Genomic DNA, 14,973 nt, shown 5'->3' on the forward strand with positions numbered 1-14,973 from the left:
ATAGCGGCATGTCTTTTTCAAACATCAACGATCATTGGCTGGTGGGCGCGCGCGCTTGCCCATCTCCCCACTACAACCAACGACCCGATGGGGAAGAGATTTCCTTACTGGTCATCCACAATATTAGCCTCCCCCCAGGACAGTTTGATGGACCCTATATTGAACAGTTTTTTCAAGGTCAGCTCGACGCGAGTGAGCACCCTTATTTTGCCGAGATCGCCGATCTTCGCGTCTCCGCGCACCTACTGATCCGACGAGATGGAAGTGTGATCCAGTTTGTACCATTCAACGAGCGTGCGTGGCATGCTGGCGCTTCGTGTTTTGATGGACGCGAGCAATGCAATGACTTTTCGATCGGTATCGAGCTTGAAGGCACGGATGACCTACCTTATACCGATCCGCAGTACCAAGCTTTAGCGACGATCACCTGTACGCTGATGCAGTATTATCCAGCCATTACCTGTGATCGTATTACCGGCCATGAACATATTGCGCCGGGAAGAAAAACCGATCCGGGCCCTGCATTTGATTGGCCCTACTATAATTCGCTGATCGTCAAATAGTGTGGCGGCATCACGCGCTTGTTTAGGCTCGTGGGGCTGTAAAAAAGCGACTTGTTAATAAAGTGTTTATTGGTCAGACCAATTTTTGCGAGCCAGAGTGTGCCGACTGTCACCTTAAAGATACAGTCGTTTCCATGATGTCAATCAAACTTCTGGTGGACACAATATCTGCTGTCTGGTAACTTTAAAGGATTATAAAAAATTGGTATTACCAATTGACAACCAGTCAGTTTCTGTCGAAGGCAGTGAAAGCTGCTAAGACGGATGGTCAACAAAAACAATGGCATATCAAAGAATTCGTCAACCTAAACTCTCAGATGTTATCGAGAAAGAGCTCGAAGGTTTAATTCTGGAAGGCACTTTATCGCCGGGCCAGAAGTTACCGCCTGAGCGGGAGTTGGCAAAACAATTTGATGTGTCGCGTCCGTCAGTGCGCGAAGCGATCCAGCGACTTGAAGCTAAAAAGTTGCTGACGCGTAAACAAGGTGGCGGCACTTTTGTCAGTGAACGACTGTGGCAGCGATTCTCTGAACCCCTGCTAGAGTTATTGGCGGACCATCCTGAAACCCAACTTGATTTGCTGGAGTCACGTCATGCGCTGGAAGGCATCTCTTCTTACTTTGCCGCCCTTCGCGGCACGAAAGAAGACTTCAAGCGGATATGTGACTGCCATGATGCAATTCGTCATGCGCAGCAACAAGGGGACTTAGAGGCAGAAGCCTCGGCTGTCATGCAGTATTTAGTTGCAGTAACGGAAGCGGCACACAATGTGGTGCTGCTTTATATTATGCGCAGTCTTGCGCCGCTGCTGGAGCAGAATATTCTGCAAAACTTTGAGCTACTTTACCGCCGCCAAGAAACGGTGGAAAACGTCAGCCGACACCGGGCTGAGATCGTGGATGCGATTACTGCTGGCGAACCAGAAAAAGCCAGACAGGCGTCACATGCACACTTAGCTTACATTGAGGAAACTCTGTTGGATCTTGGCCGTGAAGAAAGCCGTCGAGAACGGTCTCTGCGTCGAATTCAACAACGCAAGGACGAGTTGGAATAATACCGGATTCGCCCAAAAGAAAGGGCAAGCGGTGTCTCCAGCTGCGACAACGTTTGTTTTGTATGAGTCAATCAACGAAAGGATAGATCGCCATGTCTGAAGTCATGAAACATGACGTGGACGCACTTGAGACTCAAGAGTGGCTACAAGCCCTCGAGTCAGTCGTTCGTGAAGAAGGTGTAGAACGTGCCCAGTTCCTTCTGGAGCAAGTACTGGAACAAGCACGTTTAGACGGTGTTGACATGCCAACTGGCGTGACCACCAACTATGTAAATACCATTCCTGCCGATCAAGAACCTGCTTACCCAGGTGATGTGAATCTGGAACGTCGTATCCGTTCTATCATTCGTTGGAACGCAATCATGATCGTGTTGCGTGCGTCCAAGAAAGATTTAGAGCTGGGTGGCCACATGGCATCATTCCAGTCATCGGCTGCTTTCTACGAGACCTGTTTCAACCACTTCTTCCGTGCGCCGAATGAAAAAGACGGCGGCGATTTGGTGTATTATCAAGGTCACATCTCTCCAGGTATCTACGCGCGTGCGTTTGTTGAAGGTCGTCTCACTGCTGAGCAGCTCGACAACTTCCGCCAAGAAGTAGACGGTAAAGGTATTTCTTCTTACCCACACCCGAAACTGATGCCTGAATTCTGGCAATTCCCTACCGTTTCTATGGGTCTGGGTCCTATTGCGTCTATCTACCAAGCGCGTTTCCTCAAGTATCTGCATGGTCGCGGTCTGAAAGACACCTCAGAGCAACGCGTTTATGCGTTCTTGGGTGATGGTGAGATGGATGAGCCAGAATCACGTGGTGCGCTGTCGTTCGCGGCCCGTGAAAAATTGGACAACCTATGCTTCCTGATCAACTGTAACCTGCAGCGCCTTGATGGCCCTGTAATGGGTAACGGTAAGATCATCCAAGAGCTAGAAGGCCTATTCAAAGGTGCTGGCTGGAACGTGATCAAAGTGGTTTGGGGTTCTGCCTGGGATAAACTGCTGGCGAAAGATACCTCAGGTAAACTGCTGCAGTTGATGAACGAAACCATCGACGGCGATTACCAAACCTTCAAGTCAAAAGATGGCGCCTACGTGCGTGAGCACTTCTTCGGTAAGTATCCAGAAACAGCTGCTTTGGTTGCTGATATGACCGACGAAGAAATCTTTGCACTGAAGCGTGGTGGTCATGAGCCATCAAAACTGTTTGCTGCGTTCAAAGCGGCACAAGAGTGCAATGACCGTCCAACCGTTATCCTAGCGAAAACCGTTAAAGGTTACGGCATGGGTGAAGCGGCAGAAGGTAAGAACATCGCGCACCAAGTGAAGAAAATGGACATGACCCACGTCATTGCCATGCGTGATCGTCTTGGCCTGCAAGACTTGCTGTCTGATGAAGACGTACAAAACCTGCCTTACCTACAGTTGGAAGAAGGTTCAGCGGAGTATGAGTACCTGCACGCGCGCCGTAAAGCGCTGCACGGTTACACCCCGCAACGTCTGCCTAACTTTACTAAAGAGCTAACACTGCCAAAACTGGATGATTTCTCAGCCCTGCTGTCTGAGCAGAAGCGTGATATCTCCACCACCATGGCCTTTGTACGCTCTTTGAATGTATTGCTGAAAGACAAAAACATCGGCAAAAACATTGTACCTATCATTGCTGACGAAGCGCGTACTTTCGGTATGGAAGGCCTGTTCCGTCAAGTAGGTATCTACAACCCACATGGTCAGACTTACACCCCTGAAGACCGTGGTGTGGTGTCTTACTACAAAGAAGACCAAGGCGGTCAAGTACTGCAAGAAGGGATCAACGAGCTAGGCGCGATGTCATCGTGGGTAGCGGCGGCGACCTCTTACAGCACCAACGATCTGCCAATGATCCCATTCTACATCTACTACTCAATGTTCGGCTTCCAACGTGTTGGCGACATGGCGTGGATGGCAGGTGACCAACAAGCACGTGGTTTCCTATTGGGTGCTACTGCCGGTCGTACTACCCTGAACGGTGAAGGTCTGCAGCACGAAGACGGTCACAGCCATATTCTGGCGAGCACTGTACCTAACTGTGTTTCTTACGACCCAACCTTCGCGTACGAAGTGGCGGTGATCATGCAAGACGGTATCCGTCGCATGTACGGTCCTGACCAAGAAAACATCTACTACTACCTGACGCTGATGAACGAAAACTATCATCAGCCAGCCATGCCTGAGGGCGCGGAAGAAGGTATCCGTAAAGGTATCTACAAGCTAGAAACCTACACGGGCGACAAAGCGAAAGTTCAGCTAATGGGCTCTGGCACCATCATGACTGAAGTGCGCAAAGCGGCGAAACTGCTTAGCGATGAGTACGGTGTAGCGTCTGACGTATACAGCGTGACTTCGTTCAACGAGCTGGCACGTGACGGCCAAGATGCAGAGCGCTTCAACATGTTGCACCCAGATGCAGACGCACAAGTTCCTTACATCCAAACTGTAATGGGAACTGAGCCTGCGATTGCTGCGACTGACTACATGAAGAACTACGCTGACCAAGTTCGCGCGTTTATCCCAGCGGAATCTTACAAAGTTCTGGGTACTGACGGCTTTGGTCGTTCTGACAGCCGCGAAAACCTACGTCGTCACTTCGAAGTGAACGCAGGCTATGTGGTTGTTGCGGCGCTTAACGAGCTGGCTAAGCGTGGCGATGTTGACAAGAAACTGGTAGCGGACGCTATCAAGAAATTCGACATCGATACCAACAAAGTAAACCCGCTGTTCGCGTAAGAGGCTGAAATAATGTCAATCGAGATTAATGTACCTGACATCGGTGCTGATGAAGTAGAAGTGACTGAGATCCTTGTTAGCGTTGGCGACAAGGTCGAAGAAGAACAGTCGTTAATCACCGTTGAAGGTGATAAAGCATCCATGGAAGTGCCTGCATCACAAGCGGGCGTGGTCAAGGAAATCAAAATTGCTGAGGGTGACAAAGTTACCACTGGCTCTTTGATTATGATCTTCGAAGCCGATGCGCCAGCGCAAAGCGCACCAGCTCAAGAGGCGGCACCAGCCGCCCCTGCTGCTCCAGCGGCTGCGTCAGAAATCAAAGAAGTGCACGTGCCTGATATCGGTGGTGACGAAGTCGAAGTCACCGAGATCATGGTTGCGGTTGGCGATACCATTGAAGAAGAGCAGTCACTGATCACTGTTGAAGGCGATAAAGCCTCAATGGAAGTGCCTGCACCGTTTGCGGGTACCGTTAAAGAAATCAAGATCGCGGCGGGTGACAAGGTGTCAACTGGCTCACTGATCATGATGTTCGAAGTGGGTGGTAGCGCGCCAGCGCAAGCGCCTGCAGCCGCCGAGGCACCAGCAGCGCCTGCAGCAGCACAAGCCAAAGACGTTCACGTCCCTGATATCGGTGGCGATGAAGTTGAAGTGACTGAAATCATGGTGGCGGTAGGCGACACCATTGAAGAAGAGCAGTCACTGATCACCGTTGAAGGCGACAAAGCGTCAATGGAAGTACCGGCACCGTTTGCGGGTACAGTGAAAGAAATCAAAGTGGCCGCGGGCGATAAAGTCTCGACGGGTTCGTTGATCATGGTCTTCGAAGTTGCCGGTAGCGCACCAGCAGCGCCTGCACCTGCAGCGGCACCTGCTGCTGAGAAGGCGGCACCCGCTCCTGCAGCCAAAGCTGACGCCCCAGCGGCTAAAGCTGACGCTGGCAAAGACGAGTTTGTAGAGAACAAAGAATACGCGCATGCGTCTCCTGTTGTTCGTCGTCTGGCCCGTGAATTTGGCGTGAACCTTGCGAAGGTAAAAGGTAGTGGCCGTAAAGGACGCGTACTGAAAGAAGACGTTCAGAGCTTTGTAAAAGAAGCGCTGAAACGCCTTGAATCAGGTGCAGCATCGGGTTCAGGCGACGGTAGCGCACTGGGTCTGCTCCCTTGGCCAAAAGTGGACTTCAGCAAATTCGGTGAAACCGAAGTTAAACCACTGTCTCGCATTAAGAAAATCTCTGGTGCGAACCTAGCACGTAACTGGGTGATGATCCCGCACGTGACGCAGTGGGACAACGCTGATATCACTGAAGTGGAAGCGTTCCGTAAAGAACAAAACGCGATCGAGAAGAAGAAAGAGTCTGGCATGAAGATCACCCCATTGGTGTTCATCATGAAAGCGGCTGCGAAAGCGCTAGAAGCTTTCCCTTCTTTCAACTCATCGCTATCTGAAGACGGTGAAAGCCTGATCCTGAAGAAGTATGTCAACATCGGTATCGCGGTTGACACGCCAAACGGTCTGGTTGTGCCTGTGTTCAAAGACGTGAACAAAAAAGGCATCTACGAGTTATCTGAAGAGCTGATGGCGGTTTCTAAGAAAGCTCGTGCAGGCAAACTCACTGCCTCTGATATGCAGGGTGGTTGCTTTACCATCTCTAGCCTAGGTGGCCTAGGCGGTACGGCATTTACGCCAATCGTCAATGCACCAGAAGTGTCTATCTTGGGTGTGTCTAAGTCAGAAATGAAACCAGTATGGAACGGTAAGGACTTTGAACCTCGCCTAATGCTGCCATTGTCTCTGTCTTACGATCACCGTGTGATTGACGGTGCCGAAGGCGCGCGCTTTATTACTTACCTCAACGGCTTGTTGTCAGACATCCGCCGTTTGGTACTGTAATTCGCGTCACCGACAACACCCTCCGGCCCGTTACGGGCCGGTTGGGAATTGTTGTGCAGCTCACAGGCTATGGGTTTTTATTTTTCAGCCCATTAACATGGCTGTAAACTGTGGCTTCCAAACTCCCACAACAATAAAAAATTACCGCTCTTAGCCTGTCAGGGAATAAGACTACAACGAGGTCAGAATGAGTAAAGAAATCAAAGCGCAAGTCGTCGTCCTTGGCGCTGGTCCTGCTGGATACTCCGCCGCCTTCCGCTGTGCCGACCTAGGTTTGGAAACAGTATTGGTTGAACGTTACAACACCCTAGGTGGTGTATGTCTAAACGTTGGTTGTATCCCTTCTAAAGCCCTACTTCACGTTGCCAAAGTGATCGAAGAAGCCAAAGCCATGGCGGATCACGGTGTGGTTTTCGGCGAGCCACAAACCGATATCGACAAAATTCGCACTTGGAAAGATAAGGTTATCGGTCAGCTGACCGGTGGTCTGGGTGGCATGGCCAAGCAGCGTAAAGTGACTGTTGTTAACGGTAAAGGCCGTTTCACTGGCGCGAACACCCTAGTAGTTGAAGGTGATGAAACCACCACTATCAATTTTGATAATGCCATCATTGCGGCGGGCTCTCGTCCAATCGAACTGCCATTTATCCCGCATGAAGACCCACGTATTTGGGACTCAACGGACGCGCTTGAGCTCAAAGAAGTACCAGAGAAACTGCTGGTAATGGGCGGTGGTATCATCGGTCTAGAAATGGGTACGGTTTATCACTCGCTAGGTTCACAAATCGACGTTGTTGAAATGTTCGATCAAGTGATCCCAGCTGCGGATAAAGACGTGGTGAAGGTCTTCACCAAGCGTATCAGCAAGAAATTTAACCTGATGCTAGAAACCAAGGTGACCGCGGTAGAAGCCAAAGAAGACGGCATCTACGTCACCATGGAAGGCAAAAAAGCGCCAGCAGAGCCTGTACGCTATGATGCCGTTCTGGTTGCCATCGGCCGTACACCAAACGGTAAGCTACTTGACGCTGGCCAAGCGGGCGTTGAAGTTGATGACCGTGGCTTTATCCGTGTTGATAAGCAAATGCGTACTAACGTGCCACATATCTATGCAATTGGCGATATCGTTGGTCAGCCAATGCTTGCGCATAAAGGTGTGCATGAAGGCCACGTTGCCGCAGAAGTCATTGCTGGTAAAAAGCACTACTTCGATCCTAAAGTGATCCCATCGATTGCTTACACTGAGCCAGAAGTGGCATGGGTCGGTAAGACCGAGAAAGAGTGTAAGGAAGAGGGCATTAACTACGAAGTGGCTACCTTCCCATGGGCCGCGTCTGGTCGTGCAATCGCGTCTGATTGTGCCGACGGTATGACTAAGATGATCTTCGATAAAGACACTCATCGCGTGATTGGTGGTGCGGTTGTTGGTACTAACGGTGGTGAACTGTTAGGCGAGATTGGCCTTGCTATCGAGATGGGTTGTGATGCCGAAGATGTCGCATTGACAGTACACGCTCACCCAACTTTGCATGAGTCTGTTGGTCTTGCCGCAGAAGTGTTTGAAGGCTCAATCACTGACCTGCCAAATCCAAAAGCAAAGAAAAAGAAATAAACCGCGCGTTTATCGTTTTCTGATTAAGCCCCGCCATGCGGGGCTTTTTTTATATCTGTTAGGTACCGCTTAAGAATAAAAAAGCGGGCCAAAGCCCGCTTCGTGCGTCAGAAGATAGCGTTTAAAGCTTAAAGCTCCCAACCAAGGTATCAAGACGTTTAGAAAGATCGCGCAGTGACTCACTGGCTTCTGCCATGGTGTTGGCGGTATCAGCGGTTTGCTGCGAGCTGTGATTAATCTCTTCAATATTTTGGTTAATGTCATTCACCACGGTGGACTGCTCCTCGGTAGCCGTCGCCACTTGGGTGTTCATATCCGAGATCTGGACAATTTGCTCGTTGATCAAATTGAGTGCTTGTGACGCCTCGTCGGAAGCATTGACCCCTTCGGCCGTCATCGCTCGGCTTTGCTCCATGGCTTGCACCGCATTGCTCGCTTCTTGTTGGAGGCGATCGATCATGGTTTGAATTTCATCGGTAGAGTCAGATGTCCGACTTGCCAAACTGCGCACCTCGTCGGCAACAACCGCAAATCCGCGTCCTTGTTCGCCCGCTCGTGCCGCTTCAATCGCCGCATTGAGTGCCAGCAAATTGGTTTGCTCGGAGATACCGCGGATCACATCCAAGATGCCGCCAATCGAGTCAGTATTCTCTGCTAATGCACTGACGACCTTGGACATGTTCTCCATGTCATCGGCTAAGCGTGCAATCGTATCTCGCGCTTGGGTAACGACTTGTTGGCCACTGGCTGCGCCATCAGAGGCTTGATTCGCAGCGCTGGCGGCATTGGCCGCATTCCCAGCAATCTCATTGACGGTAGCGCCCATCTCGTTAATCGCGGTCACCACCTGAACGGTACGATCTCGCTGATGTTCACTTTGCGATTGCGTGGCACTGGCTTGTGCTGAGACCTGTTCGGCGGCGCTTCTTAGCTCACCACCCGTGGCGGCTACATCTGAGACTAGGCGGTGGATTTTTTCCACAAAGCTATTGAAACCAGACGCGAGCTGGCCAATTTCATCTTGGCTGTTGATGTCCACACGTTGGCGCAGATCGCCTTCGCCTTCACCTATTTCACGGAATACATTGGCGACATATTGGATAGGCTTGGTAATGGTCGCAGCAAGCCAGATGGCGACAACAACGAATAAGAGGCCGACGACGACAGAGACCATTAAAATTTGGTTGCGCGTTTGATTCAGCGGGGCATAGACTTCGTCTGCTGGGACGTCTGCGATCACAAACCAATCCATGGAAGGCACATAGCTAGAGGCGAGTAAAAGTTCATCACCATTCACTTTGGTGTCGAGTAAATTGAAGTCACCTTTGTTAAGCAGGCTACGTGCTTGAGCACCATATAAGTCGGTAAGGTTCTTCTCTCCCATTAGGCTGGTGTCGCGATGGAGCTGAACTTCGCCCTGCGCATTGACGAGAAAAACGAATCCAGATTGCTCAATCTTGAATTGATTCAGAAATTGCGTCATGTCATCCAGGGAGCGTGAAAACCCAGCCAGGCCTGTCCCGTTAAGTTGCTGGAAGTTCACGAACAGTTTGAGATCCCCATTATCCTCTTGGAACACTTGCGCCATGGTGGCATTGCCACTGTCTAGGAAGTTATAGAACCACCCGTCTTTATCGCGGGTCAGGACCCGCAAGAAGCCATTCTGATTCCAGTACTGCCCCGTCTTACGGTTCGCAATGCTGGCGTCATTCAGGCCATATTGTTCTCGCAAAATATTGAGTTGCTCGATGACACGCGCTTCTTCACTGGCACTCATGTCGCTACTGATCATATCGAGCATTACAGGGTTTGAGGCTAACTGGCGTGCGGCGGATTGTAGCTGGTTGACTTCACTATCAATCGAATCGCGAAATTGGGTGAGGGTGGTTGGCAGCTCGTTCTCCAACAGCCGCTTTTCCATAATATCTCGAGCTTGGCTTAAGCTCATGTAGCTGATAATCGCCGTGGAGGCGATAACGGCTGACACAAAGGCCAAGATGAGTTTTTGTTTAATAGTGAGTTGGTTTAGCTTCATGCCCTTCTCTCTACAAGTCAATGAATACAGGGTTTRCCACGCAATAGGGTGACAAAAACTAGGATATTTTTATGGTACTAATGTCTAAGTTAGCAGAAGTGTGTGAATGGTTAACGACGTATCGGCGAGAACCCCACAAACTTAACGGAACAGTTCGGTTTTATTGATAAAAATAACACCTAGTGCGCAGTTTCAACAGCAAAGGGGAATAATACCTTTCTACCGCGGATGTGAAGCTGTGAACTTGATAACAGACTGATTACTGCGTCGTGGAAAAAAGCGGTGTAGAATCAGTCACAACCGCGACACATGCTGTGAGTAGTGTGAGAAGAATAGGGATTAGCGCGCTGCGTCACTAAGACCTAAGTCGTATGTTTCATAAAAGGGGTAGATTTTAATTTTAAGTTAAAAATGCTATCCTCACGCAGCGGTTACGTGCTCGAACCCTCGTCTTGCTGGAAAATTTTAATAAACTTCGCCGGATAAGCGTGATACGAGTACTAACACTTTCCAAGGATGTTGGATCACACGATCTGACCGAGAAAAGAGGAAATAGTCGTGCTTGAAGCCTACCGTAAACACGTCGAAGAACGTGCCGCTCAGGGCATTGTGCCTAAACCGCTGAACGCTGAGCAAACCGCCAGTCTGATAGAACTGTTGAAAAACCCGCCCGCTGGCGAAGAAGAAACACTGGTCTACCTACTTGAAAATCGAATTCCGCCCGGCGTGGATGAAGCGGCTTATGTGAAAGCTGGCTTTCTTGCCGCGCTCGCGAAGGGAGAAGCAAGCTCTCCGCTCATTAGTCGTGAACGCGCGACTGAGCTATTAGGTACCATGCAAGGCGGTTATAACATCGAACCGCTTATCGCACTGCTTGATGATGCCACGTTGGCACCGATTGCGGCAAAGGCCTTGTCTCAGACTCTGCTAATGTTCGACGCGTTTTATGACGTTGAAGATAAAATGAAAGCAGGGAATACCTACGCCAAGCAAGTGATGGAATCTTGGGCTAACGCCGAGTGGTTCTTAAACAAGCCGCAAATCCCTGAAAAAGTGACGTTGACGGTGTTCAAAGTGTCAGGTGAAACCAACACCGATGACTTATCGCCCGCACCCGATGCTTGGTCGCGCCCTGATATTCCGCTCCACGCGCTGGCCATGTTAAAGAACGAGCGCGAGGGCATTCAACCGGATAAGCCCGGTGAGATTGGTCCGATTGCGCAAATGAAAGCGCTGGAAGAAAAAGGTCATCCACTGGTTTACGTGGGTGATGTAGTCGGTACGGGTTCGTCACGGAAATCAGCGACCAACTCTGTGCTGTGGTTTATGGGCAAAGATATTCCTAATGTGCCGAACAAGCGCTTTGGTGGTTTTTGTTTAGGTGGAAAAATCGCGCCGATTTTCTTCAATACCATGGAAGATGCGGGTGCGTTGCCGATTGAGCTAGATGTTAGCAAGCTCAACATGGGTGATGTGATTGACTTGTATCCGGCCGACGGCAAGGTATGTAAGCATGGCACCGACGAGGTCTTGTCTACCTTCCAACTGAAAACCGATATCTTATACGATGAAGTGCGCGCCGGGGGCCGTATTCCTCTCATCATCGGCCGTGGTTTGACCGACAAAGCGCGTGAGAGTTTAGGCCTTGAGCCTTCGGACGTATTCCGTCGTCCGCGTCCTGTTGCGGACTCCACCAAAGGGTTTACGTTGGCGCAGAAAATGGTCGGTAAAGCCTGTGGTGTCGAGGGTGTCCGCCCCGGTACCTATTGCGAGCCAAAAATGACCACCGTAGGTTCTCAAGATACCACGGGTCCGATGACGCGTGATGAGTTGAAAGATTTAGCGTGTCTGGGCTTCACCGCTGATCTCACTATGCAGTCATTCTGTCACACATCCGCTTATCCAAAGCCTGTGGATGTCGAAACCCACCACACACTACCAGACTTCATTATGAACCGTGGTGGTGTGTCATTGCGTCCGGGTGATGGTGTCATCCACTCATGGCTGAACCGAATGCTGCTGCCCGATACCGTGGGAACCGGCGGTGATTCACACACCCGTTTCCCGCTGGGGATCTCGTTCCCTGCCGGTTCAGGTTTGGTGGCCTTTGCGGCTGCAACCGGCGTGATGCCACTGGATATGCCAGAGTCAGTTCTGGTGCGCTTTAAAGGCGAAATGCAGCCTGGAGTCACCTTACGTGACTTAGTGCATGCCATTCCATATTTTGGTATTAAGCAAGGTCTCCTGACGGTTGAGAAATCTGGCAAAATCAACGAATTCTCAGGCCGTGTCTTGGAAATTGAAGGGGTGGAGCACCTGACTGTTGAGCAAGCCTTTGAGCTGTCGGATGCATCCGCAGAGCGTTCAGCGGCTGGCTGTACGGTCAAGCTGTCACAAGAGTCAGTGGCAGAGTACCTTGAGTCGAACATTGTGATGTTGAAGTGGATGATCGCCGAAGGCTATGGTGACCGTCGTACCATCGAGCGTCGTATCCAAGCGATGGAGCAATGGCTCGCTAACCCAAGTTTGATGGAAGCGGATAAAGATGCCGAGTACGCGCATGTGCTCGAAATCGATCTGGCAGACATCAAAGAGCCGATTCTGTGCGCGCCGAACGACCCAGATGATGCCCGCACCTTGTCGGATGTTGCTGGCGATAGCGTTGATGAAGTCTTTATCGGTAGCTGTATGACCAACATCGGTCACTTCCGTGCAGCTGGTAAACTGCTGGATAAATTCGGTGGCAGTTTATCGACCCGTATGTGGGTAGCACCACCGACGAAGATGGATAGGGATCAGCTAACGGCAGAAGGCTATTACGGTATTTATGGCCGTGCTGGGGTACGGATTGAAACGCCAGGGTGTTCATTGTGTATGGGGAACCAAGCACGTGTGGCAGAGAAATCGACCGTATTGTCGACCTCGACCCGTAACTTCCCGAACCGTTTGGGAACCGGCGCCAATGTGTATCTTGCCTCAGCTGAGCTTTCGGCGGTAGGTGCGATCCTAGGACGTATTCCTACCAAAGAGGAATACCTCGAATACGCAGAGCACATTAATGCGACTGCAGCAGATACCTATCGCTATCTGAACTTCCACCGTATGGACGAATACACGCAAAAAGCGGATAACGTCATTATCAAAGCCGCGGTCTAGCCGGCTTTATCTAACGCCCTCTTCGGAGGGCGTTTTTTTATCCTGATGATGCTGTCGGTCTGAATGACTTATTGTTCACTTTGCGCGGCAATCAGGCGGGCGACATTCTCCGCAGTGCGGCGCAGATTCTCCGCCGTGTGTTCAAAGGCATGTTGTAAATCACAGGGGCCTGATTGAATCGGCAAGATAGTAGTAACCCCGCGTTCGTATAAGGTTTCACAATCGTCGCCAACGCGGCCTGCGAGTACTATCACAGGAACATCAAATTGCTTCGCGACCTGTGCCAAGGCTGCGGGCACCTTACCATGCAGTGTTTGACCATCGACTTTTCCTTCGCCGGTTACCAACCAATTGGCTTGTGCTATGTAAGGGGTGGCTTGGCTGCGTTCTAACAAGAGCGCCACACCGGGGACCAATTGCGCTCCCAGTAAGCCTCCCAAAGTGGCACCAATTCCACCGGCCGCGCCGGCGCCCGCAAATTGTGCAATTGATTTGCCAAGCTGATAGCGACAGAGGCTGGCAAAACGATGCAGGTGTTGCTCCAGTTGACGAACCTGCTCCGGTGACGCGCCTTTTTGGGGCGCAAATACAGTTGCCGCACCTTGCGGACCACAAAGCGGATTATCTACATCACATGCAGCCGTTAATCGGACGCGTTTAAGTCGGGGATCGAGCTGGCTCAGATCAAGGTGCGCGAGCTTACCTAAGCCATCACCGGTTGGCGGAATGGGCGCATCCTGGCTATCGAGCAATTTTGCCCCCAAGGCGACCAAGATACCTGCGCCCGCATCTGTGGTGGCGCTGCCGCCTAAGCCGATAATGATTTCATCGACATCATGTGCGAGGGCGGCACGAATAAGCTCTCCAGTCCCTAGGCTGGTGGTGTGTAGTGGGTTGCGTTGATGGTGAGCGAGCAGGGGCAAGCCAGATGCGCTGGACACGTCGATGATCGCGAGTCGCTGCGAAGGGACGATAACATAGCTGGCGGTGAGCGATGAAAAATCGGGACCAGTCACTCGGCAAGTGTGAAAATCGCCGCCTAATTGCTGGGCAAAGCTTTGCGCCGTCCCTTCACCGCCATCGGCCATGGGAAGCAAGGTAAAATGCGCCTTGGGTAGTATACGCGCCATGCCGTCATGGATGGCTTGCGCAGCCTCGCCAGCTGAAAGGCTTTCTTTGAACGAATCAGGGGCTATCACTATATGCATCGGCTACTCCTTTCCAGACGCGACCACGTTGATGAGGCTGATATATCCTTCCTACTTGAAGCCGCAGCGGTGTTGGCTACGTTCGTTCACTCCAATCACATAGTCTATCTATGCTCATGGGGACTCACTCACTGGCTACCTACCTGCATCGCCAAGTTGTCTGGATATAGTATTTAAGTATGGCGAAGGTGGCAGTTTGATGACAGTCTCGAGTTGGCAATTGATAGAAAAACTCGGACAATAGCCTCTCATTTTGGAGGTGGATGTGGATTACGAATTTTCCCGCAATAGTTTTGATGACAGCTATCGCATTGTGTTCTCTATGGGGCATGAGGCCATGGGACGTTGGTTGCTTGATGAGTTGGGTACCGACCTGAGTGAGGTGGATGCGTGGTTAGCCACCTTTACCCAGTTGCGTCAAGAGCAGCAATGGCGAGGACACACCTTCACGCTGACGGCCAGTCCTGAAGAAGTGGTGGTGATGGCCAATGCGATGTTACAAACGCCCTCTGACGAGGCGACGGATACGTTGAGTGCTCAAGACCTACAGTTTTACGATCAAGAAAGCAGTGCCGCTTGTGGTTATGAAGACTTTCTGGCCATGCTCGAAGCGTATCGTGATTTTATTGCTCGCTACGGACGCCGTACGCGATAACCTGCCGGCGAGTGACGCTGACACTCGCCTCCTTCCTA

9 protein-coding genes are annotated in these 14,973 nt (G+C 51.0%); 7 read left to right on the forward strand and 2 right to left on the reverse strand.

Features of this window, described 5'->3' with window-relative positions:
* The first annotated feature begins 8 nt into the window (after window positions 1-8).
* The 5 genes from ampD to lpdA all read left to right on the forward strand — a co-directional run bounded on the left by ampD (window position 9) and on the right by lpdA (window position 7,881).
* On the forward strand, window positions 9-563 hold the full coding sequence (gene ampD / locus BZG82_RS01120; protein WP_077764977.1) for a 1,6-anhydro-N-acetylmuramyl-L-alanine amidase AmpD: 555 nt from the start codon (window positions 9-11) through the stop codon (window positions 561-563).
* A gap of 280 nt (window positions 564-843) precedes the next feature.
* Complete coding sequence (pdhR, locus tag BZG82_RS01125; protein WP_069586617.1) at window positions 844-1,617, forward strand: pyruvate dehydrogenase complex transcriptional repressor PdhR; 774 nt, start codon at window positions 844-846, stop codon at window positions 1,615-1,617.
* Window positions 1,618-1,709: 92 nt separating this feature from the next.
* Window positions 1,710-4,376 (forward strand): pyruvate dehydrogenase (acetyl-transferring), homodimeric type, encoded by a 2,667-nt coding sequence (aceE, locus tag BZG82_RS01130; protein ID WP_077764978.1) that lies wholly within the window; start codon window positions 1,710-1,712, stop codon window positions 4,374-4,376.
* 12 nt (window positions 4,377-4,388) lie between these two features.
* The gene (gene aceF, locus BZG82_RS01135; RefSeq protein WP_069586619.1) at window positions 4,389-6,269 is read left to right on the forward strand and encodes a pyruvate dehydrogenase complex dihydrolipoyllysine-residue acetyltransferase; all 1,881 of its coding nucleotides are present in this window, start codon (window positions 4,389-4,391) and stop codon (window positions 6,267-6,269) included.
* 187 nt (window positions 6,270-6,456) lie between these two features.
* Window positions 6,457-7,881 (forward strand): dihydrolipoyl dehydrogenase, encoded by a 1,425-nt coding sequence (gene lpdA / locus BZG82_RS01140; protein ID WP_069586620.1) that lies wholly within the window; start codon window positions 6,457-6,459, stop codon window positions 7,879-7,881.
* Between the two features lie 121 nt (window positions 7,882-8,002).
* On the opposite strand, the gene BZG82_RS01145 is transcribed toward lpdA, so the two are convergent.
* Complete coding sequence (locus tag BZG82_RS01145; RefSeq protein WP_077764979.1) at window positions 8,003-9,916, reverse strand: methyl-accepting chemotaxis protein; 1,914 nt, start codon at window positions 9,914-9,916, stop codon at window positions 8,003-8,005.
* Window positions 9,917-10,474: 558 nt separating this feature from the next.
* On the opposite strand from BZG82_RS01145, the gene acnB reads away from it, so the two are divergent.
* Window positions 10,475-13,072: a bifunctional aconitate hydratase 2/2-methylisocitrate dehydratase gene (gene acnB / locus BZG82_RS01150; RefSeq protein ID WP_077764980.1), complete on the forward strand. Its 2,598-nt coding sequence runs from the start codon at window positions 10,475-10,477 to the stop codon at window positions 13,070-13,072.
* Window positions 13,073-13,140: 68 nt separating this feature from the next.
* On the opposite strand, the gene BZG82_RS01155 is transcribed toward acnB, so the two are convergent.
* Window positions 13,141-14,280 carry a glycerate kinase family protein gene (locus tag BZG82_RS01155; protein ID WP_077764981.1) on the reverse strand — a complete coding sequence of 380 codons (1,140 nt, stop codon included), beginning with the start codon at window positions 14,278-14,280 and terminating at the stop codon, window positions 13,141-13,143.
* 265 nt (window positions 14,281-14,545) lie between these two features.
* Between BZG82_RS01155 and BZG82_RS01165 the strand changes: the two genes are divergently transcribed.
* A complete protein-coding gene (locus BZG82_RS01165; RefSeq protein ID WP_158011464.1) occupies window positions 14,546-14,935 on the forward strand; it encodes a YacL family protein in 390 nt (129 codons plus the stop codon).
* Window positions 14,936-14,973: the final 38 nt, after the last annotated feature.

This window comes from Salinivibrio sp. PR5 (assembly GCF_001996085.1).
In the GTDB taxonomy this organism is placed as follows: Bacteria; Pseudomonadota; Gammaproteobacteria; order Enterobacterales; family Vibrionaceae; genus Salinivibrio; species Salinivibrio proteolyticus.

Bases quoted from the DNA above. Each gene is read 5' to 3' on its own strand.
- BZG82_RS01145 (WP_077764979.1), bottom strand. From the start codon at position 9,916: ATGAAGCTAAACCAACTCACTATTAAACAAAAACTCATCTTGGCCTTT.
- pdhR (WP_069586617.1), top strand. From the start codon at position 844: ATGGCATATCAAAGAATTCGTCAACCTAAACTCTCAGATGTTATCGAG.
- ampD (WP_077764977.1), top strand. From the start codon at position 9: ATGTCTTTTTCAAACATCAACGATCATTGGCTGGTGGGCGCGCGCGCT.
- BZG82_RS01155 (WP_077764981.1), bottom strand. From the start codon at position 14,280: ATGCATATAGTGATAGCCCCTGATTCGTTCAAAGAAAGCCTTTCAGCT.
- lpdA (WP_069586620.1), top strand. From the start codon at position 6,457: ATGAGTAAAGAAATCAAAGCGCAAGTCGTCGTCCTTGGCGCTGGTCCT.
- aceE (WP_077764978.1), top strand. From the start codon at position 1,710: ATGTCTGAAGTCATGAAACATGACGTGGACGCACTTGAGACTCAAGAG.
- aceF (WP_069586619.1), top strand. From the start codon at position 4,389: ATGTCAATCGAGATTAATGTACCTGACATCGGTGCTGATGAAGTAGAA.